General features: G+C 60.6%; 30 protein-coding genes and 1 other RNA gene. 16 read left to right on the top strand and 15 right to left on the bottom strand.

The window, feature by feature from the left end; all coding sequences use genetic code 11:
- The first annotated feature begins 71 nt into the window (after positions 1-71).
- Positions 72-641, top strand: coding sequence for a DUF922 domain-containing Zn-dependent protease (locus RGR602_RS11975; protein ID WP_223844013.1), 570 nt, complete (start codon positions 72-74; stop codon positions 639-641).
- Here RGR602_RS11975 and RGR602_RS11980 read toward each other — a convergent pair.
- Positions 619-2,217: an ABC-F family ATP-binding cassette domain-containing protein gene (locus tag RGR602_RS11980; protein WP_039845289.1), complete on the bottom strand. Its 1,599-nt coding sequence runs from the start codon at positions 2,215-2,217 to the stop codon at positions 619-621. The two genes, RGR602_RS11975 and RGR602_RS11980, sit on opposite strands and share 23 nt — an antisense overlap.
- A gap of 260 nt (positions 2,218-2,477) precedes the next feature.
- Here RGR602_RS11980 and RGR602_RS11985 point away from each other — a divergent pair, with 260 nt between their 5' ends.
- Genes RGR602_RS11985 through RGR602_RS11995 form a run of 3 tightly spaced genes read left to right on the top strand, consistent with a single transcriptional unit; the run spans position 2,478 to position 4,163 of the window.
- Positions 2,478-2,858, top strand: coding sequence for a COG4315 family predicted lipoprotein (locus RGR602_RS11985; protein ID WP_039845290.1), 381 nt, complete (start codon positions 2,478-2,480; stop codon positions 2,856-2,858).
- Between the two features lie 10 nt (positions 2,859-2,868).
- The gene (locus RGR602_RS11990; protein WP_039845291.1) at positions 2,869-3,384 is read left to right on the top strand and encodes an RNA polymerase sigma factor; all 516 of its coding nucleotides are present in this window, start codon (positions 2,869-2,871) and stop codon (positions 3,382-3,384) included.
- Positions 3,381-4,163 carry an anti-sigma factor family protein gene (locus RGR602_RS11995; RefSeq protein ID WP_039845292.1) on the top strand — a complete coding sequence of 261 codons (783 nt, stop codon included), beginning with the start codon at positions 3,381-3,383 and terminating at the stop codon, positions 4,161-4,163. The genes RGR602_RS11990 and RGR602_RS11995 overlap by 4 nt, the downstream gene beginning before the upstream one ends.
- A gap of 3 nt (positions 4,164-4,166) precedes the next feature.
- On the opposite strand, the gene RGR602_RS12000 is transcribed toward RGR602_RS11995, so the two are convergent.
- Genes RGR602_RS12000 through nthA form a run of 3 tightly spaced genes read right to left on the bottom strand, consistent with a single transcriptional unit; the run spans position 4,167 to position 5,756 of the window.
- Positions 4,167-4,538, bottom strand: coding sequence for a nitrile hydratase accessory protein (locus tag RGR602_RS12000; RefSeq protein ID WP_039845293.1), 372 nt, complete (start codon positions 4,536-4,538; stop codon positions 4,167-4,169).
- Entirely contained in the window at positions 4,525-5,184 is a 660-nt protein-coding gene (gene nthB / locus RGR602_RS12005) for a nitrile hydratase subunit beta (protein ID WP_039845294.1), read from the bottom strand. Before nthB ends, RGR602_RS12000 begins: the two co-directional genes overlap by 14 nt.
- Positions 5,181-5,756, bottom strand: coding sequence for a nitrile hydratase subunit alpha (gene nthA / locus RGR602_RS12010; protein ID WP_052451640.1), 576 nt, complete (start codon positions 5,754-5,756; stop codon positions 5,181-5,183). Before nthA ends, nthB begins: the two co-directional genes overlap by 4 nt.
- 319 nt (positions 5,757-6,075) lie before the next feature.
- Here nthA and RGR602_RS12015 point away from each other — a divergent pair, with 319 nt between their 5' ends.
- Positions 6,076-6,333, top strand: coding sequence for a hypothetical protein (locus tag RGR602_RS12015; protein WP_052451546.1), 258 nt, complete (start codon positions 6,076-6,078; stop codon positions 6,331-6,333).
- 39 nt (positions 6,334-6,372) lie between these two features.
- Here the strand turns inward: RGR602_RS12015 and RGR602_RS12020 are convergent, their stop codons facing one another.
- Complete coding sequence (locus RGR602_RS12020; protein WP_039845296.1) at positions 6,373-6,966, bottom strand: LysE family translocator; 594 nt, start codon at positions 6,964-6,966, stop codon at positions 6,373-6,375.
- A gap of 159 nt (positions 6,967-7,125) precedes the next feature.
- Here RGR602_RS12020 and RGR602_RS12025 point away from each other — a divergent pair, with 159 nt between their 5' ends.
- The gene (locus RGR602_RS12025; RefSeq protein ID WP_039846826.1) at positions 7,126-7,974 is read left to right on the top strand and encodes an aldo/keto reductase; all 849 of its coding nucleotides are present in this window, start codon (positions 7,126-7,128) and stop codon (positions 7,972-7,974) included.
- A gap of 33 nt (positions 7,975-8,007) precedes the next feature.
- On the opposite strand, the gene ilvN is transcribed toward RGR602_RS12025, so the two are convergent.
- Together ilvN and RGR602_RS12035 are read right to left on the bottom strand one after the other, a co-directional pair.
- Complete coding sequence (gene ilvN, locus RGR602_RS12030; RefSeq protein WP_039846827.1) at positions 8,008-8,580, bottom strand: acetolactate synthase small subunit; 573 nt, start codon at positions 8,578-8,580, stop codon at positions 8,008-8,010.
- A gap of 25 nt (positions 8,581-8,605) precedes the next feature.
- Entirely contained in the window at positions 8,606-10,399 is a 1,794-nt protein-coding gene (locus RGR602_RS12035; protein WP_039845297.1) for an acetolactate synthase 3 large subunit, read from the bottom strand.
- Between the two features lie 349 nt (positions 10,400-10,748).
- Here RGR602_RS12035 and RGR602_RS12040 point away from each other — a divergent pair, with 349 nt between their 5' ends.
- Positions 10,749-12,785, top strand: a complete 2,037-nt coding sequence (locus tag RGR602_RS12040; protein WP_039845298.1) for an ATP-binding protein — start codon at positions 10,749-10,751, stop codon at positions 12,783-12,785.
- 4 nt (positions 12,786-12,789) lie between these two features.
- On the opposite strand, the gene RGR602_RS12045 is transcribed toward RGR602_RS12040, so the two are convergent.
- Positions 12,790-13,050 (bottom strand): hypothetical protein, encoded by a 261-nt coding sequence (locus RGR602_RS12045; protein WP_039845299.1) that lies wholly within the window; start codon positions 13,048-13,050, stop codon positions 12,790-12,792.
- A 449-nt stretch (positions 13,051-13,499) separates the two neighbouring features.
- Between RGR602_RS12045 and RGR602_RS39680 the strand changes: the two genes are divergently transcribed.
- Complete coding sequence (locus tag RGR602_RS39680) at positions 13,500-13,874, top strand: transposase (protein WP_203226161.1); 375 nt, start codon at positions 13,500-13,502, stop codon at positions 13,872-13,874.
- 66 nt (positions 13,875-13,940) lie between these two features.
- Here RGR602_RS39680 and miaA read toward each other — a convergent pair whose 3' ends face one another.
- Positions 13,941-14,843 (bottom strand): tRNA (adenosine(37)-N6)-dimethylallyltransferase MiaA, encoded by a 903-nt coding sequence (gene miaA / locus RGR602_RS12055; protein WP_039845301.1) that lies wholly within the window; start codon positions 14,841-14,843, stop codon positions 13,941-13,943.
- On the opposite strand from miaA, the gene serB reads away from it, so the two are divergent.
- Positions 14,844-15,734, top strand: coding sequence for a phosphoserine phosphatase SerB (serB, locus tag RGR602_RS12060; RefSeq protein ID WP_039845302.1), 891 nt, complete (start codon positions 14,844-14,846; stop codon positions 15,732-15,734). It abuts the gene before it with no gap.
- Positions 15,731-16,297, top strand: a complete 567-nt coding sequence (locus tag RGR602_RS12065; protein WP_039845303.1) for a GNAT family N-acetyltransferase — start codon at positions 15,731-15,733, stop codon at positions 16,295-16,297. The genes serB and RGR602_RS12065 overlap by 4 nt, the downstream gene beginning before the upstream one ends.
- A gap of 121 nt (positions 16,298-16,418) precedes the next feature.
- On the opposite strand, the gene RGR602_RS12070 is transcribed toward RGR602_RS12065, so the two are convergent.
- The 5 genes from RGR602_RS12070 to RGR602_RS12090 form a co-directional block, all read right to left on the bottom strand.
- Entirely contained in the window at positions 16,419-18,026 is a 1,608-nt protein-coding gene (locus RGR602_RS12070; protein WP_039845304.1) for a DegQ family serine endoprotease, read from the bottom strand.
- A gap of 102 nt (positions 18,027-18,128) precedes the next feature.
- Complete coding sequence (locus RGR602_RS12075; protein WP_039845305.1) at positions 18,129-18,314, bottom strand: DUF2065 domain-containing protein; 186 nt, start codon at positions 18,312-18,314, stop codon at positions 18,129-18,131.
- 9 nt (positions 18,315-18,323) lie between these two features.
- Positions 18,324-19,256 carry a protease modulator HflC gene (gene hflC / locus RGR602_RS12080; RefSeq protein WP_039845306.1) on the bottom strand — a complete coding sequence of 311 codons (933 nt, stop codon included), beginning with the start codon at positions 19,254-19,256 and terminating at the stop codon, positions 18,324-18,326.
- A 3-nt stretch (positions 19,257-19,259) separates the two neighbouring features.
- The gene (gene hflK / locus RGR602_RS12085) at positions 19,260-20,336 is read right to left on the bottom strand and encodes an FtsH protease activity modulator HflK (protein ID WP_039845307.1); all 1,077 of its coding nucleotides are present in this window, start codon (positions 20,334-20,336) and stop codon (positions 19,260-19,262) included.
- Positions 20,337-20,485: 149 nt separating this feature from the next.
- Entirely contained in the window at positions 20,486-21,004 is a 519-nt protein-coding gene (locus tag RGR602_RS12090; RefSeq protein ID WP_039845308.1) for a dihydrofolate reductase, read from the bottom strand.
- A gap of 201 nt (positions 21,005-21,205) precedes the next feature.
- On the opposite strand from RGR602_RS12090, the gene RGR602_RS12095 reads away from it, so the two are divergent.
- Both RGR602_RS12095 and RGR602_RS12100 read left to right on the top strand, forming a co-directional pair.
- Complete coding sequence (locus tag RGR602_RS12095; protein ID WP_052451547.1) at positions 21,206-21,472, top strand: hypothetical protein; 267 nt, start codon at positions 21,206-21,208, stop codon at positions 21,470-21,472.
- A 12-nt stretch (positions 21,473-21,484) separates the two neighbouring features.
- A complete protein-coding gene (locus tag RGR602_RS12100) occupies positions 21,485-21,688 on the top strand; it encodes a hypothetical protein (RefSeq protein WP_223843938.1) in 204 nt (67 codons plus the stop codon).
- A gap of 12 nt (positions 21,689-21,700) precedes the next feature.
- Here RGR602_RS12100 and thyA read toward each other — a convergent pair whose 3' ends face one another.
- Complete coding sequence (gene thyA / locus RGR602_RS12105) at positions 21,701-22,618, bottom strand: thymidylate synthase (protein ID WP_039845310.1); 918 nt, start codon at positions 22,616-22,618, stop codon at positions 21,701-21,703.
- A gap of 136 nt (positions 22,619-22,754) precedes the next feature.
- On the opposite strand from thyA, the gene ssrA reads away from it, so the two are divergent.
- From ssrA to RGR602_RS12120, 4 genes are all read left to right on the top strand, one after another.
- Positions 22,755-23,118: a transfer-messenger RNA gene (ssrA, locus tag RGR602_RS35135) on the top strand.
- Between the two features lie 128 nt (positions 23,119-23,246).
- On the top strand, positions 23,247-23,759 hold the full coding sequence (locus RGR602_RS12110; protein WP_039845311.1) for an SspB family protein: 513 nt from the start codon (positions 23,247-23,249) through the stop codon (positions 23,757-23,759).
- Between the two features lie 64 nt (positions 23,760-23,823).
- Positions 23,824-24,018: a DUF4169 family protein gene (locus tag RGR602_RS12115; RefSeq protein WP_039845312.1), complete on the top strand. Its 195-nt coding sequence runs from the start codon at positions 23,824-23,826 to the stop codon at positions 24,016-24,018.
- A gap of 97 nt (positions 24,019-24,115) precedes the next feature.
- A complete protein-coding gene (locus tag RGR602_RS12120) occupies positions 24,116-24,328 on the top strand; it encodes a ribbon-helix-helix domain-containing protein (RefSeq protein ID WP_039845313.1) in 213 nt (70 codons plus the stop codon).
- Positions 24,329-24,337 lie beyond the last annotated feature (9 nt).

The raw sequence follows: 24,337 nt of genomic DNA on the forward strand, positions 1-24,337 counted from the left end.
GGTTTTGCGCCCTTTAGTGTCGCCCCGTTGCTTGAGGGATTCACGTGAGAAGAAGCATTCAGTTATGCGTAATGATGGCGGCCCTGCCGATACCTGCTGCCGCCCACGCGGAATGGCAGGCCGTCGAACAGGTCAAGCCCTATACCATCACTGGCAGATCCGGCGCCGAGCTCTACGCATCGATCGGCGAACACGGCCCAAAGGCTGGCATCGGACGCGTCATCGCGCACACGACCTTCAAGCTCACCTGGACCAGGAAATACGAGCCGCAGGCGGACAGGTCCTGCAGGCTGACTGTGGCGCGGCCGAAACTGATTATCACTTACACTCTACCTAAGCCGACGACACAGCTGCCACCTGCAACCAAGGCGAGCTGGGACACCTTCATTACTGGGGTCGAGACCCACGAGCGCTGGCACGGCGAAACCATAAAGCATATGGTCAAGGCGATTGAAGCCTACAGCCTCGGCCTCACCGCCGCCGACGATCCGGACTGCAGCAAGATCCGCGTCGTGCTGACAAAACGCCTGGGCGAACTCTCCGGATACCAGCGCCAGCAGGGCCGCGACTTCGACAAAGTCGAAATGGGCCAAGGCGGCAACATCCAGCAGCTTATCCTCAAGCTGGTAAACGGGCCGTAGGCAATTCCAGTCTGCGCGTAATCCCAATGGCTTCCAGGAAGACTTCGTCGTGACTGACGACCAGCAGCGCGCCGTCATAGGCACGCAATCCGCTCTCGACCGCAGCGATCGAATCGAGGTCGAGATGATTGGTCGGCTCGTCCAGGATCAGGAGCGACGGCGGTTCCGGTCCGCCCAGAACGCACGCCAGACCAGCGCGCAACAGCTGGCCGCCGCTGAGCGTCGATACGATCCGGAGCGCCGCATCGGCCCTGAACATGAACCGGGCAAGCGCCGCGCGACAAGCATTTTCAACCGCGCGCGGATTTATCCGCAGAAAGTTCTCGCGGATCGAAAGCGACGCATCGAGAAGGCTCACTTGCTGATCGAGCATTGCGAATTTGGTCATGACCGAGACCGTCCCGGTCCAGGGCTTCAACTCCGCGGTGACAAGCGCCAGCAATGTCGTCTTGCCAGAACCGTTCGGGCCGGTGACGGCGATGCGCTCCGGTCCAACGATGCCGAAGGACAGATCGCTGAGGACCGGCTCGGCAGGCCGATAGCCCGCCGTCACCGAATCCATCTTCAGGACGACCTTGTTGGCAGGCAGTCCGGCCGGCGGAAGCGTCACTGAAAAGGGCTGCAGGATTTCGATCTTCTCGCGCGCGGCTGCCGCATCTTCGAGCGCCTGGGTACGCCGGCGTTCGGCAAGCCGGGCGTTATCGCCGCCTGTTGCTTCGCTGCGCTCCTTCAAGCCGCCGGCGACAATACGCGGCATGTCGCCTCTGGCAGCCTTCCTCCGGCCGATACGATCCCTGCGAGCTTGCCGTTCGGCCGTTGCTTGGGCGCTGCGGGCAACCTCGGCCACACGCTTCTCGGCATCGGCGAGATCATGCTGCACGGCAGCCAATTCTAAAGCCTTGCGCTCCTGATACTGGCTCCAGTTGCCGCCGTAACGCGTAGCCTCAAGCGAAGTCACTTCGACGATGGCGTCCATGGTTTCGAGCAATTCCCGGTCATGGCTGACGACGATGGCCCCCGCCCGCCAGTGTGCAATGAGGTCGATGACGGCCTGGCGGCCTTCACGGTCGAGATTGTTGGTCGGCTCGTCCAGGATGAGAAAATCGGGCTCGGAGAAGATCAGCGCTGCAAGCCCTGCCCGCGTGCGCTGTCCACCCGACAGTGCAACAAGGTGCGTTTCGGGCTCTGCGTCGATCCCTGCGCGATCGAGGGCCGAAGCAATGCGGGCTTCCAGCATCCAGTCGGCCGATGCAACCTCTTCAGCGGTCGCCTCGCCCGCCTCGGCACGCCGAAGGACGGCGAGCGCCTCGGTCACGCCGAAGAGAGCGCCAACCGTTTCTTCGGCTTCCTCCTGGACCCTTTGGCGGAGCACGCCCAGGCGGCCGCCTAACGCAATGGTCCCGGACAAAGGCTGGAGTTCGCCTGAGATCAGCTTGAGAAGCGTGGTCTTGCCAACGCCGTTGCGGCCGACAAGACCCGTTCGGTCCGCGCCGAAGCTTAGATCGAGACTTGAAAAAAGCGGGCGGCCGTCAGGCGTGGACCACGACAGATTGGAGAGTGTGATGAATGCAGGCATGGACATGAAATTCTCCGGTGGCAAGGCGAATTGGCGTTGCGATCGGGTTGAAATCCATTGCTGCACACATCCTGCTGAGATCAACGATGGCCGCTAATCTAAGCGACGAGTGTTTCTGGTTCAAGCAGGGTCAATCTCGGCACGGCACCATACGCGGCATTCATCCAAAAAATCTCTCACACCCCATGGAATAAAATCACTGCTCCCGGTGTCTCATCACCGGTAAGCAAAAAAGCTGCCGAACGTGAGGAGAGACCCACATGAAATCCGTAAAATTCGTGATCGCTTTCGCCGTCGCATCTGCTGCGGCAACTGCTGCATTCGCGGCAGCGCCGGTCATGACCGTCGAATCCGCCAAGGGCAAGGTGCTTGCCGGCGAAAACGGCATGACGCTCTATACCTTCAAGAAGGACACGAAAGGCGTTTCCAATTGCTACGACCAATGCGCCAAGAACTGGCCGCCGCTGATAGCCGCTGGCGATGCGAAGGCCGATGGTGCATATTCCCTCATCGACCGCAAGGACGGCACAAAGCAATGGGCCAAGGACGGCATGCCGCTCTATTTCTGGGTGAAGGATACCAAGAAGGGCGATATCACCGGCGATGGCGTGGGGGGCAACTGGGACCTTGCCAAACCCTGAGTGGACCGGCGTGAAGACACCCGTACCCGAAACATTCGAGGGCCAGATCCTGGCCCTCCTTCCCTCGCTCCGGCGCTATTCGCGAAGCCTTACCCGCTCCGACGCCGACGGCGAGGATCTGCTACAGGACTGTGTCGAGAAAGTACTTGCCCGCCGTTCGCAGTGGCGTGGCTTGAACCTGCGCGGCTGGGCGCTGACGATCATGACCAATCTCTACCGCAACACCCGCCGCCAGAGCCCGCCCAGCATGATGGTCGAGCTTGACAGCGCCGAAGACATGCCCTCACCCGAGACGACCGCCGATCCGCTAGAGCGCTTGCGGCTGGAAGACGCGCTGAACAGCCTGTCGGAGGAAAACCGCGCCGTGCTGATGCTGGTTGTCATCGAAGGCTATACCTACAGCGAGGTGGCCACCGCGCTCGACATACCAGTCGGCACCGTCATGTCACGCCTGTCGCGCGCCCGTCAGCGGCTTGGAGACCGAATGAAGGCCGACAATGTGATTACGCTTCGGAGACCGAAATGAACGAGACCAACTCGAGCGTGCCCGAAGCGGACCTCCACGCCTATGCCGACGGGCAACTGCCCGAAAACGCCCGCGCCCGTGTCGAGGCATGGCTGCAGGACAATCCCGAGGACGCTGCCAAGGTGACGGCATGGCAGGCACAGAATGCGGCGATCCGTTCAACGTTCGCGGCTTACGAAAAATCCAAGGAAAATGACATCCTGCTGGTCGATCCGGAAAATGGCGTTTCCGTTTGGCCGAGACGTTCGGCCATTGCCGCAGCCGCCGTCGCTCTCTTCGCGCTTGGCGTCCTTGCGGGTCATTATGGCCCTCCGCTCGTCCAGCAACCCGAACTGCAGCTTGCCGCTTCCGAGACACTGCCGGCAGAGGCGCAGAACGCCTTCCTGGTCTATGCAGGCGAGGTCCGCCATCCTGTCGAAGTCTTCGCCAATGAGGAAGCGCATCTGGCGACCTGGCTCGGCAAGCGGCTTTCTATTCCGAACCTGAAGGTGCCGGATCTACAGCCCCTCGGCTTCCGGCTCGTCGGCGGACGGCTGCTGCCGGTGGATGGAAAGCCGGGCGCGATGTTTATGTACGAGAATCAGGCTGGCGAACGCCTGACGGCGCTGGTCGGCCGCAACAAGGCGAACCGGACGACGAGCTTCCGTTTCGCCTCCGCCGGCGATGTCGAGACATTCTACTGGATCGACGGCGAGCTCGGCTATGCCGTCACCGGCGAGATTTCGCGCGATATGCTGCGGCAGGTGGCCGAGGAGTGCTACAAACAGTTCCCGTCGTGACGATCAGCGCAGCGGATCGTTGGAAAGCTCGATCGGCTTTCCGTGCGGCGTGGCTTGCGCCGCACGCTGCCAGCTCTCCTGCAGCGAAAGGATGGCGCCGGCATCGGCGATGCCTTTGCTGACTAGGAGCCCGGACAGCGCCGCGACCCAGCAGTCAAAGTAGTCGCTGCCATCCACCGCCCGGCCAGGCTTGTGCAGTTCGGCCGAAAGCGTCTCCGCCCACTCGCTCCATGTGAAGCGACCGCGTTCATGGAGGTGCACTGTCATTGCAAAAGCAGCAGCCGCCCAGGGCTCGGGAAAGACCGGCTCGCCATCGGCGGATTTCGGCAGTTGGGGCGATCGCGTAAGCGGCGATATCGTTTCACAAAGGCTCAAGGTAGCTCTCCCAGGCATCGATCGAGACCGTCAGCGATGGATCGGCGCCCTCGCCCCAGATCTCCCTGCCATCGAAAACGACGGTATAGACCCATTGTGGGTTCTCGCCCTTGCCATGCGCATTGTCGTCCGGAAACACGAAAGAGCCCTGCACCGCCTCGACCACACCATTCTTGGCACGCGCATAGCGCGGTAGCCGGGTATGCGTTTGCGGATTGAAATTCTTTGTCCGGACTTTCTCGCCGACGGCAAAGCGCGCAGCCCTTTCCACCGGACGGTCGCAAGGCCCGCCGCGCGCCAGAACGTTCGCGACCATATCCGCCTTCAGAACCCGTTTCGGCACCGCTCCGGCAGTCTGCTTGTGGCCGACATCGATCTCCGCAGCCGTTGCAAATCCATGCCGATCGAGCAGCACTTCCAGCGCCCGCATCCATATTTCGTAATAGCTTGTGGAGAGATAATCAGCTGGCGGAATATTCTCGCGCGCATGCCGACTCTCGTCGATCGTCCAGGCACCGAACGCACCGCACGATAGCGTCAGTCCAAGCGCACGCTTCTCCCACTCATCATGGAAATACGGCTCGTCCTTTTCAGGCGCGACCAGCCCGAACCCCATCTGTCCACCAAGATCGTGCGGCCCGTTCATGCGCCTGCTCCAGGAGCGGACGCAATTGCCGTCCCGATCATCGCATCGCGGCTGACGAGACCGGCAAGTTGCTGCTCGCTCAGACCTTCCGTTCCCACGGGGCGCTCGGGAATGACGAGATAGCGCAGCTCGGCCGTCGAATCCCAGACCCGGATTTTCTTTTCCGCGGGCAGCGTCAGGCCGAATTCGGCAAGCACGCCGCGCGGATCGATCACTGCCCGCGAGCGATAGGCCGGCGCCTTGTACCAGACCGGCGGCAGGCCGAGCACCGACCAGGGATAGCAGGAGCAAAGCGTGCAGACGACGAGGTTATGGGTCTTGGGCGTATTGAAGACGGCGCGCATGTGCTCGCCCTGCCGCCCGGTATAGCCGAGGCTCGCAATTGCCTCCGTCGCATCGCTCTTCAGCCATTCAGCGAATGCCGGATCGCTCCAGGCCTTTGCCACGACATGGGCGCCGTTGCGCGGGCCGATCTTCGTCTCATAGGTCTCGACGATCGCATCGATCGCCGCCGGATCGATCAGCCCCTTCTCCGTCAACACCGTCTCCAGCGCCTTCACCCGCGCCTGCATGTCCGAATAGCGGTTGTCGTGATGATGATGATCATGATGGTCGTGCAAGACGAGGCCCTCCGCGCGCACAGGATATTATCTTTAGGCGCTTGAATGCAGCTCGCCAACCCAATCTGTGTACCTTGCGGTTTTTCGATAACATCCGTGGGCAGAAGCCTTTCGTAACGTTAGGCCCACCGCCTTACGTCATGCCAGGCAAAAGACAACCAACGCCGCGACGTAAGCACCTGAAACAAAATAGCTAATCCCTTTGCTTCCGAGGCAAAATCCGGTTCGCGTGATATTCTCCGCAATCTCGCAAGTAGGGAAAGGCATCGCGATGAACAGGATCACTCTTCCCGCAGCAGCGCTTGGCGCGGTAGTCGCTTCCTGGGCAAGCGCAAACGACTATCACGATCTGAAAAAGGGTGAGTATCAGATCCCCGGACATCCCTATAAATCCGCGGAGAACTGCCAGCGCACCGCTCCGGTCGGCAAGTTCGACCGCTGGTGCGACATTCCGCTCCTGGGCTTCCGCAACTTTACCGACCCGACGATTATCGTTCAGTCTGGCGGCATCGGCGGGTTCGGCCTCTAAGCGCCTCTGCTGGCGGCCGCCTGGACGGTCCGCTCTTTTCTATTTCAACATCGGCCAGAGGCTCAGCACCAACAGCACCGCCATGGTGACGTTGAACCATTTGAGCCGCACCGGGTCGGACAGCCATTTGCTCAATGCGGAACCGAAGCCGGCCCAGGTCGAAACGCTTGGAATGTTGACCGCGGCAAAGGCAAGGCCGACGATCAGCACGCTGGCGAGATAGAGGTCGGAATTGGTGTAGGTCGCCATGGCCGTTACCGCCATGACCCAAGCCTTGGGATTGACCCACTGGAAGGCGGCAGCAGCAAGGAATGACATCGGCTTGACGCTGCCCTTGCCTTCGCTCAGCGCCCGCGACGTCGCGATCTTCCACGCGATCCAGACGAGATAAACGCCGCCCGCAAATTTCAGCGCCGTGTAAAGCGCAGGCACCGTTCGCAGCAACGCGCCGAGCCCAAGTCCGACGCCGAGAAGAAGCAAGAAAAAGCCCGCGCCGATGCCCAACATATGCGGGACCGTCCGACGAAAGCCGAAATTCACCCCGGATGCAAAGAGCATCATATTGTTCGGCCCCGGCGTGATCGATGTCGTGAAGGCAAAGAGAACAAGAGCCAGAAACGTATCCAGCGGCATGGAACCTCCCGCAGATCGTCAACCATGACGATCCCTGTCGATTGAAATCCGCTATCCCGCCCGCACTTCCTAAGCCAGATAATCATTGTCATGGTGACAGGATTGCTTGAAAGATTACGCGTCTGCGCAATCTTTGAAGGAGAAATGAAAGATTCGGCCATGCAAGACGACCCAATCCCGGCGATCACCTTCCCGAACGGCATCGAAGTCCCCGCTCTCGGCCAGGGCACCTGGAACATGGGAGAACGGGCGTCGGAAGCCGAGCGCGAAATCGCAAGCCTCAAAGCCGGCATAGAGCTCGGCATGACGCTGATCGATACGGCCGAAATGTACGGGGAAGGCGATTCCGAGCGCATCGTCGGCCGCGCCATCAAGGGCCGGCGCGACGGCCTGTTCATCGTCACCAAGGTCTATCCGTGGAATGCCAGCCGCAGGGGCACGATCGAAGCCTGCGAGCGGAGCCTTTCACGTCTCGGCATCGACCAGATCGACCTCTACCTGCTGCACTGGCGGGGCGAGCATCCGCTGGCCGATACCGTCGAAGCCTTCGAGGACTTGAAGGACGCCGGAAAGATCGGCGCCTGGGGCGTTTCGAACTTCGATATCGGCGACATCGAGGAACTGCTTGCCGTTCCGGGCGGTCGGCACGTCGCTGCCAACCAGGTTCTCTACAATCTCGCGCGCCGCGGCATCGAGTATGATCTTCTGCCCTGGTGCCAGGAGCATGGTGTCCCGGTCATGGCCTATTCGCCGATCGAACAGGGCCGCATCCTGCACAATCCCGAGCTCATCCGCATCGCCAAGGCCAATCAGGCAACCCCGGCTCAGATTGCCCTTGCCTTCCTTCTCGAACGCGACGGCGTGATCGCCATTCCGAAGACGTCGAATGCCGACCGCGCCGCTGAAAACCGCGATTGCGTCTCGCTCGATATCAGCGACGAGGACTGGGTGGCGCTCGACGCCGCCTTCCCGCCGCCGACCCGCAAATCAGCGCTCGAAATGCTCTGAGACTTCAGGATGGCGCGCTGGCCAGACGCCGGTTCACATCCCCTGCGGACCGCGGTTCATGGCGGCGATGCCGGTGCGGCAGACTTCGATCAAGCCGAGCGGCTTCATGATCGCCACGAACTGATCGATTTTCGAGGACTTGCCGGTGATCTCCAGAATGAAATGCTCGACAGTCGCGTCGACCACCTTGGCGTGGAAGGCATCGGCAAGACGTAGCGTCTCGGCCCGGGTTTCGCCGGTCCCGATCACCTTGACGAGCGCCACTTCCCGTTCGATCGGACGCTCCTGCCCGAGTTCGCGAGCACGCACCGTCAAGTCCACGACGCGGTGCACCGGCACGATGCGCTCGAGCTGGGCCTTGATCTGCTCCAGCACATGCGGCGTGCCTCGTGTCACGATGGTAATGCGCGACAGATGCGCCTGATGCTCGGTTTCGGAGACCGTGAGGCTTTCGATGTTGTAGCCCCGGCCGGAGAACAGGCCGATGACACGGGCAAGGACGCCCGGCTCGTTATCGACGAGGATCGAGAGCGTATGGTTCTCGGCGGCTGCGGTTTCCGGCGAGATGAAGTAGGCAGAGCCTGTCGGCTGTAGATGTGCGTTCATTGTCTTGGCTTCCTCACCTTCGATATCAAACGAGCTGACGGCCCTTGGCGTCGATCGCATTGGCGACCGCTTCGTCCGTGGCTTCGTCCGGCAGCAGCATCTCGTTATGCGCCTTGCCCGATGGGATCATCGGGAAGCAGTTGGCGAGATTGGCAACGCGGCAATCGAGGATGACCGGCTTCTTCACGTCTATCATCTCCTGGATCGTACCGTCGAGATCATCCGGCTTTTCGCAGCGCAGGCCAACGGCGCCATAGGCTTCCGCCAGCTTCACGAAATCCGGCATCGCCTCCGTATAGGAATTGGATAGCCTGTTGCCATGCAGCAGTTGCTGCCACTGGCGGACCATGCCCATGTACTGGTTGTTCATGATGAAGATCTTGATGGGCGCATTGTGCTGGATCGCCGCCGACATTTCCTGGATGCACATCTGGATCGAAGCATCGCCGGCAATATCGATGACGAGGCTATCAGGATGAGCGATCTGCACTCCGAGCGCTGCCGGCAGGCCGTAGCCCATCGTGCCGAGGCCGCCTGAAGTCATCCAGCGGTTCGGCTGTTCGAAACCGAAGAACTGCGCCGCCCACATCTGATGTTGGCCGACTTCGGTCGTGATGTAGGTATCGCGGTCCTTCGTCAATTCGTACAGCCGCTCAAGCGCATATTGCGGCATGATGACGTCGTTGCTCTTCGTGTAGGCGAAGGAGTTGCGCGCACGCCAACGGGTGATATTCGTCCACCAATCGGCAAGCTGGCCCTTCTGTGGCCTCTTCGGCAGAGCACGCCACAGGCGGACCATGTCCTCCAGAACATGGGCGACATCGCCGCGGATCGGGATGTCGACCCGAACATTCTTGTTGATCGAGGACGGGTCGATGTCGATGTGGATCTTCTTGGAATTCGGCGAGAAGGCATTGATGCGGCCAGTAATGCGGTCGTCGAAGCGGGCGCCAACGCAGACCATGACGTCGCAATCGTGCATCGCCATATTGGCCTCGTAGGAACCGTGCATGCCGAGCATCTTCAGCCAGTTCTTGCCGGAGGCCGGATAGGCGCCGAGCCCCATCAGCGTCGAGGTAATCGGGAAGTCGGTGAGTTCGACCAGCTCGCGCAGCAGCTTGCAGGCTTCAGGACCGGAATTGACGACGCCGCCGCCGGAATAAATGACCGGACGACGCGCACTGGCCATCAGCTCGATTGCCGCATGAATCTGGTTGAGATCGCCCTGGAGTTTCGGCTGATAGCTCTTCTGGATCGCATGATCGGCCGGCGGCGTATAGGTGCCGGTCGCGAACTGGATGTCCTTCGGAATATCGACGACGACCGGGCCGGGACGGCCGGACTGCGCGATGCGGAAGGCTTCATGGATGATGGCAGCGAGCTCATTGACGTCCTTGACCAACCAGTTGTGCTTGGTGCAGGGGCGTGTGATGCCGACGGTATCGCATTCCTGGAAGGCATCGGAACCGATGAGCGAGGTCGGTACCTGGCCAGTGAGGCAGACCAGCGGGATGGAGTCCATCAGCGCGTCCTGCAGCGGCGTGACGGCATTGGTTGCACCCGGACCGGAGGTGACTAGCATGACGCCGACCTTGCCGGTCGAGCGTGCATAGCCTTCGGCCGCATGGCCGGCGCCCTGCTCGTGGCGGACCAGGATATGCTTGATCTCCTCCTGCTGGAATATCTCGTCATAGATCGGCAGCACCGCACCGCCCGGATAGCCGAAGAGATGTTCGACGCCGTTGTCCTTCAGCGCCCGCAGAACGATCTCCGCGCCTGTCATCCGATTGTCTGGTGTTTGGTTGTCCGTGCCCGTCATGTTTTCTGTTCCGTTTTGACTGCTGGAATTGAGGTCTTCGGTGCGGAGGCCTGGATTTCAGGCATAAAAAAAGGCCCCAGAGGGAGCCTGTCAACTAGCGCATGGGTGGCTATCGCCGGATGGTTACACCATCCTGCCCATGCGCTTTCCCACCACAATAAGAACTGCTGCTATTTTCATGGGCGCAATTGATAGACAGAAAATTTCATAGCGTCAACGCTTCCCGAAATAAAAAAACGGCGCGCACTAAAAGACGTAGCGCCGGTTATCCCGTTAAAAAACAAGAGACCCGAAGGGTTTTGTTAAAGGATAAATCATATGATCGCCTGCTAACGCAGGGAGTAGGCCGTTGCTCAACAACGACTTGCCAACGTCAGGCAAGGCCAGCGATCAGGATCGCCGCGACAATCTAACCCCCGGGAATCGCTTCCTCGGCCGCGTCGTCGCGTGCAGCGGCTCGCGCGCGACCATCGCCGCCGTCGCGGAGGCCGGCGGCACCGATCTCACCGAACTGTGGTCCGTCGGCCGCCTGATTTCGATCAGCGTCGGCCGAAACCGCGTCGTCGCCCTCGTTTACGCCATGAACACCGGCACGCATGCCTGGGGCGAAGGAGAGGACAACTATTTCAGGATCGAGACCGAGCTGCTCGGCGAAGTCCGCGTCGAGGAAGACGGCCGCGAGGAATTCTCGACCGGCATCTCATGCTATCCCCATCTCGGCGCGATTGCGCACCGCATCCGCGCCGCCGATCTGATGCGCATCTACGACGCAGGCACCGGGACGACGGCGGTCATCGGCAACCTCACCCAGGACGAAAGCATCGATGCGGCGATCCACATCCCCTCGATGCTTTCCAAGCATTTCGCCATCGTCGGCTCCACGGGCGTCGGCAAATCCACGGCCGTCTCGCTGCTCTTGCACAAGGCGATCGAAGCCGATCCGAAGTTGCGCGTCCTGATCCTTGATCCGCACAACGAATTCGCCGCCGCTTTCCCGAAGCATTCGGTCGTCATCGATACCGACACGCTCGACCTGCCCTTCTGGCTGATGCGGCTTGAAGAATTCGCAGAAGTCGTCTTCCGCGGCCGCGCGCCAGTGCCTGAGGAACTCGACATGCTTCGCGACATCATGCCGGACGCCAAGCGCGCCTTTCGCGGCAGCGACAATTCTCTCGTCCGCCGCACCACCGAGAAGAGCTCGATCACCGCCGACACGCCGGTCCCCTACCGCATGGCCGACCTGCTGGCGCTTATCGACGAGCGCATCGGCCGTCTCGAAGGCCGCGCCGAAAAACCCTTCCTGCGCTCGTTGAAGATGCGCATCATCGCGGCAATCAACGATCCGCGCTACCACTTCATGTTCTCCAACAACACGATCAGCGACACGATCATGGACACCGTGGCGCAGATATTCCGCATTCCTGGCGACGACCGGCCGATCTGCACGTTCCAGCTTTCCGGGATCCCCTCGGAAGTGGTGAATTCGGTCGCCTCCGTCCTGTGCCGCATGGCCTTCGAAATCGGGCTCTGGAGTGACGGCGCTGTCCATATGCTCGTCGTCTGCGAAGAAGCGCACCGCTATGTTCCGGCCGATCCGAACCTCGGCTTCATCCCGACGCGCCAGGCCATCGCCCGCATCGCCAAGGAAGGCCGCAAGTACGGCGTCTCGCTCGGCATCATCACGCAGCGCCCCGGCGAACTCGACCAGACGATCCTCTCACAGTGCTCAACGCTGTTTGCCATGCGCCTTGCCAACGATCGCGACCAGGACATCATAAGATCGGCAATCCCGAATTCGTCGATTTCGACGACGAGCTTCATTTCCTCGATCGGCAACGGCGAAGCGATCGCCTTCGGCGAAGCGATCAGCGTGCCGATGCGCATGCGCTTTTCGCGCGTCGAGCAGCATTTGCTGCCGAAGGCGAACGGGGCGACCGCCAAGCATTCCGACGAGGATCCCGATACGGTCGATCTGCGCAAGATCGTGACGCGCATGCGCGCCGTCAGCGGCGGTCCGGATATTTCCTCTTTCCAGCAAAGCTACAGTGCCGCGCAGAGCGACATGCTGTTCGACGACGAAGAGCCGTCGGAGGATGCTTCCTATCCGGCGTCCGTCTCTGCGCCGCCGCTGGCGCCGACCGATTCCTACAGGCCGGACATGCTGCCGCGCAGCCATGCGCCGCGCGAGCCACAAACCGCACCGCCGCAGACATCTTTGGATAGCCGCCTGGAAGCTCTCCGGCGAGAGATGCGCCGCGAAGAGACAACGTCCCAGCGGCCGGTGTTCTCTCAAGACCCGGCTGCCAGCCCGCACCGCGAACCCGGCATGTCGCTCCGCGAGAGCATTCTCAAGAAGCCGCTCAGGAGCCTCCATAATAAGGATTGAGGCCTCATTGCCCCTCAGATTGCCTGGCTGCAGCGGCAATGACACTCAGGTGGCGCTCTATCAGCGTCAAAAAGGCGATCGTTCCGCAGACCAGGGCGGCGACCACGATGCCGGCGATCGCGCCAAAAATCGCTCCGATCACGAACATTCCGGACCCGCCTTGAGCCGAGGCGGCGGTTGCGCCGGACAGCGTGAAGAAGGCCAAAATGACGATTGCAATAAGGGCATTGATGGAAGCAAGCGTCTTTGCGAGAAAATTGTTCATGACATCTCCTGGCCGGCCGGCCGATGGTTTTCGTTCGCATTCATCGGCATAGGGGACGGCGATTAAGCCGTACCCCTGCCACACCACCCGGCATGCGGGTCCGCACCGGGCGGTTCGAGAAGTTGTGGTCATGCAAGTCGGGGGAAGCCGAGGGCGTCGAAGTGTCCAACCGTCAGGACCCGGCTCAGCCCAGCTTCGCTGTGCCTCCACAATGTCCCGGCCTCCGGCTATGAGTGCCGCCCACTCATGGTGAGCTCCGAGGCTGCGGAGACGGCTATAGACCGTGGTTCCTTTGCCTCATTGCTTGAGCTGGATGGCCCGAAGGCGGTGGCGTTCGCCTCGGAGCGAGCTTGTGGCGGAACGCGCGGTGGATCATGTTACCATTCTATCAATTGCTCCAAGCAGCGCAACCGTGGATCGCACCGGCAGGCATGTCGTCTCCATGCTCCATGGTTGTCACGAAATACCGCCGAGACGTTCTGTCAGAACCGGCAATCGGCAACCTGCGGCGCATCTTCGCCAAGCTGTATCGCGACGTCGAGGCCGAATTGATCGCATGCGACGGCGAAGACGATCATCTTCACCTCTGGTGCATCCGCTGCGAAGATCGCCCTGTCCATGCTGTCAACAGCCGCAAAGGCGTATCCAGCCGACTTCTGCGCGACAGCCGCCGGGAAAATCACCGGGCGCTACCGCAAGGACGTTTTGTGGCCTCCTACTTTGCGGGAACGCTGTGGCGGCGCACCGCTCTCTGTGATCGCCGAATATGTCAAATCCCAGCGGCAAGCGGCAAACGGCCGCTCTCGCTTTCCTCCCCGGCCTGAACGCCGGGGTCCCGCGAGGTTCACGATGATGATAACCAGCTGGTCGACTTGAAGCTTACGCCCTGATCACGACTGCGGCGATGTCAGGCGCTTCCAGCTCTCGTCCATTTGATTGCGAAACCAGGTCATCTGCCGCTTGGCATATTGGCGTGTCGCGGCAGCACCCTTCTCGATCACTTCGCTGCGCGTCATCTCGCCCTTCAGCATGGCTACAATCTGCGAAACGCCGATCGCCTTCATCGCTGGCATTTGCGATGAAAGGCCGAGTGCCAGCAGCGACTTGACCTCATCTTCGGCACCCTGCTCCAGCATTTTCTCGAAGCGCTCGTTGATGCGCTGGTGGAGCACGGTGCGTTCCGGCAGAACGATGATCTTTTCCGCACGCGCCGGATCGACAATCAGCGGCCCCGCCTGCCCTTGGAAGCGCAGGATCGATTGCCCCGTTGCCTCCACCACCTCCAAGGCGCGCACGATGCGTTGCCCGTCCTGGATGCTGAGACTGCCGGCAGCGGGCGGATCGAGCGTGGCGAGTTCGGCATGCAGCGCTTCCGCGCCGTCATTCAGCAGGCGCGCCCGTAGCCTGTTGCGGATGTTTTCCGGTATCGCCGGTATATCCGACAGGCCGCCTGTCAGCGCCTTGAAATAAAGCCCCGTCCCGCCGACGAACACCGGCAACTGTCCCTTGGCACGCAGACTGGGCAGCAATGCCGTGACATCGTGCAACCAGGTCCCCGTCGAATAGGCAGCGCCTGCTGGCACATGGCCGTACAGATGATGTGGCACGCCCTGCATCTCCGCCTCGGACGGCCGCGCCGTCAGAATGCGCAGCGTGCCGTAGACCTGCATGCTGTCGGCGTTGATGATAACGCCGCCGTGGCGTTTCGCCAGTTCCACGGCAAGCGCGGACTTGCCGCTGGCGGTCGGCCCGGTTATCAGGATCGCACTTGTTGCGCTCAGAAGGTTTTCCATATGGCTCTCGTTGCCACGCTTGTTGCCAATCCGTCAAATCCCGTTCTCACGCCGAGGCTTGCCGAACAGGCCGCCGAAACCGTGACGGCATCCGGGCTCTACTGGCTGGCCGACGGCATCGCCTGCGATATCGCCCTTCGCGACGGCACCGATCCGCAAGCGGCGGAGGCGAGTATCCTCGCAGCCATCGCCAGCGCACCGATCGATCTGGTCGTCCAGGAGGCCGATACGCGCCGCAAGAAACTGCTGATCGCCGACATGGATTCGACGATGATCGGGCAGGAGTGCATTGACGAGCTCGCAGCCGAAGTCGGCCTTAAGGACAAGGTCGCCGCGATCACCGCCCGCGCCATGAACGGCGAGATCGCTTTCGAACCCGCACTGCGCGAACGCGTCGCACTCCTGAAAGGCCTGCCGGTTTCAGTTATAGACGAGGTTATCGCCAAGCGCATCACGCTGACGCCCGGCGGCCCGGAACTGATCGCCACGATGAAAGCGAAGGGCTATTATACCGCCCTCGTCTCCGGCGGCTTCACCGTCTTCACCAGCCGGATCGCCGCAACTCTGGGCTTTGACGAAAACCGCGCCAACATTCTTCTTGAAGAGGGAGCCTTGCTCTCCGGCTTCGTGGCCGAGCCGATCCTCGGCAAGCAGGCGAAGGTGGATGCACTCAGCGAAATTTCCGCAAGGCTCGGTATCTCCACCGAAGAAGCAATGGCCGTTGGCGACGGCGCCAACGATCTCGGCATGATCCACCTCGCCGGCTCCGGCGTCGCCCTACATGCCAAACCCACAGTCGCCGCCGAAGCGAAAATGCGCATCAACCACGGCGATCTGACCGCCCTGCTTTATATCCAGGGCTACCGCAAGACGGATTTTGTGACGCCATGACCGTGATCGCGACGACGGACCGCCTGCTCTTGCGCAATTGGACAGACGCGGACCGGCCGCTTTTCCACGAGATCAATTCCGATCCTGAAGTGATGGAATTCTTCGCCTTTCGCCGCGACCGCGCCGAAGCAGATTCGATGCTGGAAAATATCCGCAATGCCATCGCCAAGGCCGGGCTCGGTTTTTATGCCATGGCACTGAAGGAAACCGATGAGCCGATCGGCTTTTGCGGCCTCTGGAGGCCCGAACTCGAACCGTTCCTCCCGGCGGACACCATCGAAATCGGCTGGCGTCTTGCCAAACGGCATTGGGGCAAGGGATATGTGACGGAAGCTGGAGAAGCATCACTTCGCCATGGTTTCACCCAGTTCAATCCTCCCGAAATCGTCTCTTTTGCGGTAGCGGACAATCATCGTTCCACCGCCGTCATGCGCAGACTTGGCCTGCACCACGATCCGGACCGCGATTTTGATCATCCGCGCATTCCCGACACGCATCCGCATCTGAAACGCCACGTGCTCTATGCGATCAGCCGTCAGCAATGGGAACGAAAGATCGTCTGACACCGATCACCCATGCATGACAAAGACAGGAGAATGTCGTGCTGTTGTCGAGTCGTCGTCACTGGCGCAGGCATCGGAGCGGTTCAGCAGTTCCTGAAAGGATCAGCCATTCCGCGCTTTGTTATTCCATTGGCACTGCGATAAACCGCAGATCGCCGTTTGCCGAGGCGATCATCAGTTGCGCGTTGCGGCGGCCTTCCTGCTTCAACGACTGCACTTTCGCAGCCACGGCATCCGGCGACTTCATGAATTCCTGGGCGACCTCGACGATCACGTCGCCGGCCTTCAGGCCCTTTTCGGCGGCCGCCGAGCCGGGTGCCACCTCAGTCACCACGACGCCGTCCACGCTTTCCGCAATGCCGAAGGTCTTGCGGATCTCGGGGCTGAGCTGCGACAGCGAGAGGCCGAGCACATCCTTGGGCGTCCTTGCATCGGGCGTCACCGGCGCCTGCTGATCGGTCTGGCCCTTGCCGTCGGGTGCCGGCTGGACCTGATCCTGATCGGGATTCGGCTCGTCCATGTCGTCGTTCTCCTCCGGATCAGGATTGATCACACCATCCGGAGAGGTATCAGCGTCGTTGGAAGCGGCCTGATCGCTGTCCTCCAGACGACCGAGCGTCACCTTGACAGTCTGCTCCTTGCCGTCACGCAGCACCACGACATCCACTTCCTTGCCGACTGGACTTTCGGCCACGACACGCGGTAGGTCGCGCATCTCATTGACCGGCTTGCCGTCGAATTTCAGGATGACGTCGCCCGCCTTGATCGAACCGTTGTCGACCGGCCCGCCCTTGATGACACCGGCTACGAGCGCACCCTTGGCGGTATCGAGACCCAGGCTGTCGGCCACGTCGTCGGTGACCGGCTGGATGCGCACGCCGAGCCAGCCGCGGCGCGTTTCTCCGAATTCGCGAAGCTGGTTGACCACGCCTGCAGCAAGCTCCGAAGGCACCGAAAAGCCGATACCGATCGAGCCGCCGCTTGGCGAAATGATCGCCGTGTTGATACCGATCACCTCGCCCTTCATGTTGAAGAGCGGACCGCCGGAATTGCCCTTGTTGATCGCCGCATCGGTCTGGATGAAGTTGTCGTACGGGCCTGCGTTGATATTGCGGCCACGGCCGGAAATGATGCCGACGGTCACCGACCCGCCGAAACCAAACGGATTGCCGATCGCCATGACCCAGTCGCCGATGCGCATGTCGCTGGAATCACCAAACTTCACGGCCGTCAGCGGCGTCCTCGGTTCGACCTTCAGTACCGAAAGATCAGTCTTTGTGTCCGTTCCGATGAGCTTGGCTTTCAGCTTGGTGCCATTGGCGAAATTCACCTCGATGTCGTCTGCGCCCTCGATCACGTGGTTGTTGGTGACGATATAACCCGATGGATCGATGACGAAGCCGGAGCCGAGCGAGCTGACATTGTGGTTGCCGCCCTGGCCGCCCTGCTGCTTATTGAAGAAGTCGTTGAAGAATTCCTGGAACGGCGAGCCGTCCGGTGCGCGCGGCGCCGGGCCGGCACCTTCATCGCCCTTGACGTTCTGCGAGGTGGAGATGTTCACCACTGCATCGAGAAGCCCTTCAGCAAGATCGGCAACAGAGGCCGGACCATTCAACAGAGGCGTGCTCTGCGCTTCAGCAGCGCCGGTAAGACCGATATTTGCCAGAAGTGCAACACCGGCCAGGAGAGCGAGCGATCGTCTGAAGGTCGGGCGTGTCGTGGGGGCCATCAAGCTTCCTCTTATGGGGTCAAAGCGGCAGTCTGACCATCAACATAGGGCGGAATGATGGAGCGTGAAATCACCTTTTCGCGAAATCCCGTGCAATCTGCGTCAGCGTCTGACGAACCAGACAAGCGCGACACCGAGCACGACGGCGCCAAGTCCGAAGATGCGTAGCTGGCGCTCCGGAACCGTTGGAAGCAGCCGGGCCATCTCGACAAGAAAACGAGGGGCCAGTGCGTAGACCAGCCCCTCGATGATGAGAAAGAATGCGATTCCTGTCAGGAAATCCTGCATCCGGATGCGTCAGTTTGATGGGATCGCAGGTGCCGGGGCTTGAGGTGAAGCCGGGGGCGTCGTGCCGTTGGAATTGTCGAAATACCGGAAGAATTCCGTATTCGGCGACAGCACCAGCGTCGTATCCTGGGACGACAGCGCGGAGGAATAGGCCGCCATCGAGCGGTAGAACTCAAAGAACGACGGATCCTTGCCGAAGGAGTCTGCGAAGATGCGGTTGCGCGCGGCATCGCCCTGACCGCGGATGATTTCCGCATCGCGCTGGGCTTCCGCCGTGATCTCGACCACCTGGCGATCGGCGATAGCCCGGCGCCGCTGGCCTTCTTCGGTGCCTTGCGCGCGCAGCAGCTCGGCCTCGGCGAGGCGCTCGGCCCGCATGCGGCCATAAGTCTGCGGCGCCACCTGCTGGGTCAGGTCTGTCCGGCGAATACGCACGTCCTGGATATTGATGCCGAGATTTTCGGCGTCGCCATGCAGGTCATCGCGCACTTCGAGCATCATGGCCACGCGCTCGTCCGAAAGGGCGGCATCAAAGTCGCGCAGACCGTAGACACGGCGGAGCGACGAATCGAGCTGTGTGCGAAGTCGCGCTTCGGCGGCCTCGCGGTCGCCCGACACCGTTTCGCGGAACTTGCGCACGTCCTTGATGTCGTAGATCACGAAAGCATCGACGTCGAACGTCGAACCGCCGCGAACCTGGACGCGAATATTGTCAAGGTCGAAGCGCAGCGCCTGCTTCTCGACGATCTGGACGCGATCGGCATCCATGAAGGCGAGAGGCAGCTTGAAGTAGATGCCCGGCTCCGTCTTCACCGACTGGATCTGGCCGAAGCGTACGACGATTGCCTGCTCGCGCGCATTGACCACGAAGACCGAGGAATAAGCGATGACAAGCACAACGGCGAGCAGGATGATGATTACGGGAAGTCTGTTCGATGTCATGGCTCAACCTCCCTGCTGTGCCGGTTTGCCGATCTCGTTGAGCGGCAGGTAGGGAACGATCCCCTGCTTCTCATCGATCACGACCTTCTTGGAATTCTTCAGCACCTGTTCCATCGTCTCGAGGAACAGCCGCTTGCGGGTCACTTCGGGAGCCTTCGAATATTCTTCGTTGATGGCAGTGAATCGCTGCGCCTCACCGTCCGCTTCCTTGACGACACGATCCTTGTAGGCAGCCGCTGCTTCGCGAATCTGGGCCGCGTCGCCGCGTGCCTGGCCGAGTTTCTGGTTGGCATACTGGTTCGCTTCTTCGACGAGGCGTTGCTTGTCTTGTTCGGCGCGCTGCACCTCTTCGAAGGCATCGGCGACATCGCGCGGCGGCGCCACGTCCTGAATGGTGACCGCGGTTACCGCCATGCCCGCATTGTAACGGTCCATCGTGCCCTGCACGATGGCGGCAACCTCCGTTTCGATCGGCTGGCGGTTGTTGCGGAAGGCATCCTGCGCCGGGCGCCGGCCAATGATTTCGCGCATCGCGCTTTCAGCCACCTGCTGCAACGTTTCGGCCGGGTTTTCGACGTTGAAGAGATAGGCCTTGGGATCGATCACGGTGAAGAAGACCGAGAACTCGACGTTCAGGATGTTCTGGTCGCCCGACAGCATGAGACCTGTCGAAGACGAGGCCGACGTCGAGCCAATATTCTGCTGCTGCACCGTCACCTTGACGATCTCGACGGTTTCCATCGGCCAGAGGTGGAAATGCAGCCCCGGCGTCGAAATCTCTTCCTTCGGCTGGCCAAAGCGAAGCTCGACACCACGCTCGTCCGGCTGGACGATGTAGATGCATTGGAAAAGCCAGAAGACGACAAGAACGGCCGCAATAATCACTGCCACGCCGCCGTTGAAACCGCCGGGTACGATGTTGCGGAGCTGATCCTGGCCGCGCCGGATGATATCTTCCAGATCGGGCGGCCCGCCCCGGCCGCCGCGCGGGCGGTTCGGCCCCTGCCCCCACGGTCCCTGATTATTACCGCCGCCGCCGCCCCATGGGCCGCCGCCGCCATTCTGATTGCTCCAGGGCATCAAAACCTCGTTGTTCGTTAAACTCCCAATCGCATCGTGCCCGCGGGGGCGGCAGGCTTTAAGCGATTGTGACCGTTATAGGTATCGCCGCAGCTGCTTTCAACGCGGCATGAAGAACTTGGCGATATTTATCGATAAATATTTCGTTTTCAGGCGCTGCGGCGCTCATAGACGACGAAGCGCGTCGGATAATTGTCCTTTTCTCCTGCCGGTACATCGATTTCTTCAATCACCATCCAGGCGGCAGGGTCGATCGAAGGGAAGGACGTGTCGCCCGCAACATGGGTTTGCACATGCGTGACGCACATCCGGTCTGCAAGCGCCATTGCTTGCGCATAGATTTCTCCGCCGCCGGCGATGATGATCTCGATCTGGCCAGTCTCGCGCGCCAGCCTTTCGGCAATCCCGATCGCCTCGGGAAAAGAACGCGCCATTGTCACATCCGATTGCTCGATCGTAGCGTGCCGGGAAATCACCACATGCGGGCGCCCGGGCAGCGGCTTGCCAAAACTCTCATATGTCTTGCGCCCGACCACGAGCGGCTTGCCGAGCGTCATTGCCTTGAAGCGCTTGAGATCGGTCGAAAGCCGCCAGGGCATGTCGCCGTCGCGTCCGATGACGCCATTCTCGGCCACGGCAACGACGATGGTCTTTCTGATGTCGGACATGAACTTCCTGAGGTTGAAGTGACGGCTTGGCCCGCCGGATCTACCGTTGGGCGGGCCAACAAGCAAGAGAGGCTCGACAAAATCCCGTCCACGCCTGCGGGCACGTCCGAATGCGAGATATCGCAACGCACCATAAGCAATTCGTAAACCACGCCGTACGTTTCAATTTTACTCCAGGAAATGCTACGTTAAGTTGAGTTTATGGGAGACAGATCCGCGCAGAACAATCGGCCGAGCCGCATCGACCTCGTCATCGTCGCCATGGCGGCGGGGATTTTCGCGTGGGTTGTCACAGGCGGCAAGGCCGGTTCTCCGGTAACGACAGGCCTGGGCACGGCATTCGCCTGGCATTTTATGGGCTTTCCGATCATCCCCGTGAAACGCAAGGAACGCAGGCTCGGTCGGTTCGGAAAGCGTCTTTTAACGGCTGTCGGCCTAATCCGGAAAGATGACGGAAGGCTGATGTGAATGATGAATGCGATGCCTCGATTTGACGTAATCTGCGACCCGATGAATCAATGGATCGTTTGGGACCACGTCACGGAGTCGCCTGCGTCGTTCGGCGGACAGATCCTTGACGGGCTGGACGAGCAGGAGGCAAGCCGGCTTGCCGAAGTCATGAACGAGCTTCATGGAGGTCAGCAAGCACTTGCCGATCGCAACGGCAAGCGCTCGGTGCGCTAGGACAATCGTCCGTCAGACGGCGACCGGGGCATCAATCCGATCGTGCGACTGATATCCTACGACCTCGAAATCGTCGATCCGATAACCATCGATCTCGTCGGGCTGGCGCGTCAGCACCAGCTTAGGAAAGGGCATGGGCTTGCGCGCAAGCTGCTCTTTGGCCTGATCGAGGTGGTTCAGGTAGAGATGGGTATCGCCTCCGACCCAGATGAGTTCACCCCGATCCATCTGCACCTGCTGGGCGACCATCGCAAGCAATGCTGCCTGCTGGCATATATTGAAGGGCGCGCCGAGGAAAATATCGCAGGAGCGCTGGTTCACGAGCATGGAAAGCTGCGGCCGGCCGCTACCGCGCTGCAGTCCGGAAACGTGAAACTGATAGGTCATATGGCACGGAGGAAGCGCCATCTGATCAATCTCGCCCACATTCCAGGCGTGGAACAGCATGCGCCGGCTCGTCGGATTGGTCTTGAGGCTATGGATGAGCGCGCCGATCTGATCGTGCTCCACCCCGTTCCGGTCAAGCCACCGCCTCCACTGCTTGCCGTAGACCGGTCCGAGATCGCCCCATTTCGCCGCGAAAGCGTCGTCTTCGAGAACGCGCTTTTCGAACAGGTCCTGGGATATCTCCTCGCCCGTCGCCTTGCGGTACGCAGCAAGCGGCCAGTCCGTCCATATCTTGACATTTTCCTTGAGCAGCGACTGGATGTTCGTCTGCCCGGTCAGAAACCAGAGCATCTCCTTCACCGCCGTCTTCCAGAAGACCTTCTTGGTCGTAAACGCCGGGAAGCTGCCGTCCGAAAGATCGAAGCGCATCATCGCGCCGAACGTCGAAAGCGTGCCCTCGCCAGTGCGATCCATCCGCCGATCGCCCTTCTCCAGCAGATGGGACATAATGTCTAGATATTGATATTCAGGATGACGCAGCATCCGTGTCTCCCCGTGTGCGATCACATGGTCGCGGCCGATTCCGTTTCCCAAAATAGGCGCTTCTGCCGCTGAAACCAACTGTGCGGAGGCTTATCCCGGCAATTCTCATGCTGCCTGCAACGGTTTTGTGACGTATCCCCTTTCCATGCGCTTCGGAAAACACTATATCAGCCTTGCCGGTTTTCGGACCGGCTATGGCGATAAATGAGCGGTGTAATAAACCTATTGGACCCGGGGGCGGTACCCGGCGCCTCCACCAAAAACAGCCGGTTCACGACTGCTTTTGATGGGGGCGAAACAGGATCGACAAGGGTGTAAAGATCGACTTTTTGCTCGGCATGATACCGCCGTTATCGGGTCACAAGTGTAGTTGCAAACGACAACAACGCTAAGGAATATGCTCTCGCTGCCTAACGGCGGTGCGGGAATTCCGCTCTAAGTCCTTTTGGTTAGCACCTTAAGGCGGGGTCCGAAGGCACCTGGCAACAGAAGCCTTCACCTTCTCCCTGCCGCCCAAATCATGTATTGTTTGTGAAGCTGACTCGGACACTTAGCCTTTCCCAAGGCCGCCGGACATGGCATATACCCTTGTGAAAAGACTTCCGAACCAAAGAAAGACAGGAAAAGTATGGGGCAGGACCACATCCGCTACGACATTCTGGCACAGGACGCGCTGCGTGGCGTGATCCGCAAGGTCTTGTCCGAAGTCGCAACGACGGGCCGCTTGCCCGGCGACCATCATTTCTTCATTACGTTTCTCACCGGTGCACCCGGCGTTCGCATCTCGCAGCATCTGAAATCCAAGTATCCGGAGCAGATGACCATCGTGATCCAGCACCAGTTCTGGGATCTGAAGATCACCGAATCGCTGTTCGAGATCGGCCTTTCCTTCTCCGACGTGCCCGAAAAGCTGGTCATCCCCTTCAATGCCATCCGTGGCTTCTATGACCCTTCGGTCAATTTCGAACTTGAATTCGACGTGCCGCTGGCAGACGGCGAGGAAGTTCCCGCGGCCGAAATCACCGCCTATCCGGTCGCACCCGAAAAAGGCGAGGAACCGCCCGCGGCAAAACCCGCAGAGGGTGACGAGAAGAAGCCGGGATCCGTCGTGTCGCTCGACGCCTTCCGCAAGAAGCAGTAAATATCGAGGGAAGCAGGCGCTTCCCTTTTTCATGTGCCCTTTTCCAGCCGGACGGAGGCAAGCCATGAGCGCGGAAATCGTTAATCTCCGCCAGTTCAAGAAGCAGCAGGCCCGTTCCGAAAAGGACAAACAGGCCGAGCAGAATCGTATCCGTTTCGGCCGCACCAAGACCGAGAAGCAGCTGACCAAAGCGCTGAACGAGAAGGCCGAAAAAGCACACCGACAGGGCCGGATCGAAAAGGACGAAGGCGGCGAATGACGGCGCAGACGGGCCGAAAACAATCCGCAGTCAGTTGCTTGGCGGTATTTCCTCCCTCAATCTGTCAACTCCGCGAAAAAGGCCTGCGGAAAGCCCGATGATCCGCAAGCATTCCGCCAGCCTGCATGGACACCGCACCAGCTTCTCGCTGGAAGACGAATTCTGGGCTGAGCTGAAAGCGATCGCCACAGCCCGCGCCATTCCGCTTGCGGCCCTCATATCCGAAATCGACGACCGGCGAGAGCCGGAAAGCAACCTCTCCTCCGCGCTGCGGATCCATGTCTTGACCTGGTTGAAAAACCGCAGCTAGAGAGAGCCT

Origin of the sequence: Rhizobium gallicum bv. gallicum R602sp, from assembly GCF_000816845.1 — a bacterium.
GTDB lineage: Bacteria > Pseudomonadota > Alphaproteobacteria > Rhizobiales > Rhizobiaceae > Rhizobium > Rhizobium gallicum.

Excerpts from the sequence above, each read along its gene's own strand:
- nthB (WP_039845294.1), bottom strand. The coding sequence starts at position 5,184 with ATGAACGGGCCGCACGATCTTGGTGGACAGATGGGGTTCGGGCTGGTC.
- thyA (WP_039845310.1), bottom strand. The coding sequence starts at position 22,618 with ATGCTGCGTCATCCTGAATATCAATATCTAGACATTATGTCCCATCTG.
- RGR602_RS11985 (WP_039845290.1), top strand. The coding sequence starts at position 2,478 with ATGAAATCCGTAAAATTCGTGATCGCTTTCGCCGTCGCATCTGCTGCG.
- miaA (WP_039845301.1), bottom strand. The coding sequence starts at position 14,843 with ATGGAAAACCTTCTGAGCGCAACAAGTGCGATCCTGATAACCGGGCCG.
- nthA (WP_052451640.1), bottom strand. The coding sequence starts at position 5,756 with ATGCAGGCGCGGGTGAAGGCGCTGGAGACGGTGTTGACGGAGAAGGGG.
- RGR602_RS11980 (WP_039845289.1), bottom strand. The coding sequence starts at position 2,217 with ATGCCTGCATTCATCACACTCTCCAATCTGTCGTGGTCCACGCCTGAC.
- hflC (WP_039845306.1), bottom strand. The coding sequence starts at position 19,256 with ATGACATCGAACAGACTTCCCGTAATCATCATCCTGCTCGCCGTTGTG.
- RGR602_RS39680 (WP_203226161.1), top strand. The coding sequence starts at position 13,500 with ATGGTTGTCACGAAATACCGCCGAGACGTTCTGTCAGAACCGGCAATC.
- RGR602_RS12025 (WP_039846826.1), top strand. The coding sequence starts at position 7,126 with ATGCAAGACGACCCAATCCCGGCGATCACCTTCCCGAACGGCATCGAA.
- RGR602_RS12095 (WP_052451547.1), top strand. The coding sequence starts at position 21,206 with ATGGGAGACAGATCCGCGCAGAACAATCGGCCGAGCCGCATCGACCTC.
- hflK (WP_039845307.1), bottom strand. The coding sequence starts at position 20,336 with ATGCCCTGGAGCAATCAGAATGGCGGCGGCGGCCCATGGGGCGGCGGC.
- RGR602_RS12070 (WP_039845304.1), bottom strand. The coding sequence starts at position 18,026 with ATGGCCCCCACGACACGCCCGACCTTCAGACGATCGCTCGCTCTCCTG.
- RGR602_RS12015 (WP_052451546.1), top strand. The coding sequence starts at position 6,076 with ATGAACAGGATCACTCTTCCCGCAGCAGCGCTTGGCGCGGTAGTCGCT.
- RGR602_RS12090 (WP_039845308.1), bottom strand. The coding sequence starts at position 21,004 with ATGTCCGACATCAGAAAGACCATCGTCGTTGCCGTGGCCGAGAATGGC.
- RGR602_RS12045 (WP_039845299.1), bottom strand. The coding sequence starts at position 13,050 with ATGAACAATTTTCTCGCAAAGACGCTTGCTTCCATCAATGCCCTTATT.
- RGR602_RS12075 (WP_039845305.1), bottom strand. The coding sequence starts at position 18,314 with ATGCAGGATTTCCTGACAGGAATCGCATTCTTTCTCATCATCGAGGGG.
- RGR602_RS11995 (WP_039845292.1), top strand. The coding sequence starts at position 3,381 with ATGAACGAGACCAACTCGAGCGTGCCCGAAGCGGACCTCCACGCCTAT.
- RGR602_RS12110 (WP_039845311.1), top strand. The coding sequence starts at position 23,247 with ATGGGGCAGGACCACATCCGCTACGACATTCTGGCACAGGACGCGCTG.
- RGR602_RS12065 (WP_039845303.1), top strand. The coding sequence starts at position 15,731 with ATGACCGTGATCGCGACGACGGACCGCCTGCTCTTGCGCAATTGGACA.
- serB (WP_039845302.1), top strand. The coding sequence starts at position 14,844 with ATGGCTCTCGTTGCCACGCTTGTTGCCAATCCGTCAAATCCCGTTCTC.
- ilvN (WP_039846827.1), bottom strand. The coding sequence starts at position 8,580 with ATGAACGCACATCTACAGCCGACAGGCTCTGCCTACTTCATCTCGCCG.
- RGR602_RS12115 (WP_039845312.1), top strand. The coding sequence starts at position 23,824 with ATGAGCGCGGAAATCGTTAATCTCCGCCAGTTCAAGAAGCAGCAGGCC.
- RGR602_RS11975 (WP_223844013.1), top strand. The coding sequence starts at position 72 with ATGATGGCGGCCCTGCCGATACCTGCTGCCGCCCACGCGGAATGGCAG.
- RGR602_RS12120 (WP_039845313.1), top strand. The coding sequence starts at position 24,116 with ATGATCCGCAAGCATTCCGCCAGCCTGCATGGACACCGCACCAGCTTC.
- RGR602_RS12020 (WP_039845296.1), bottom strand. The coding sequence starts at position 6,966 with ATGCCGCTGGATACGTTTCTGGCTCTTGTTCTCTTTGCCTTCACGACA.
- RGR602_RS12035 (WP_039845297.1), bottom strand. The coding sequence starts at position 10,399 with ATGACGGGCACGGACAACCAAACACCAGACAATCGGATGACAGGCGCG.
- RGR602_RS12100 (WP_223843938.1), top strand. The coding sequence starts at position 21,485 with ATGCCTCGATTTGACGTAATCTGCGACCCGATGAATCAATGGATCGTT.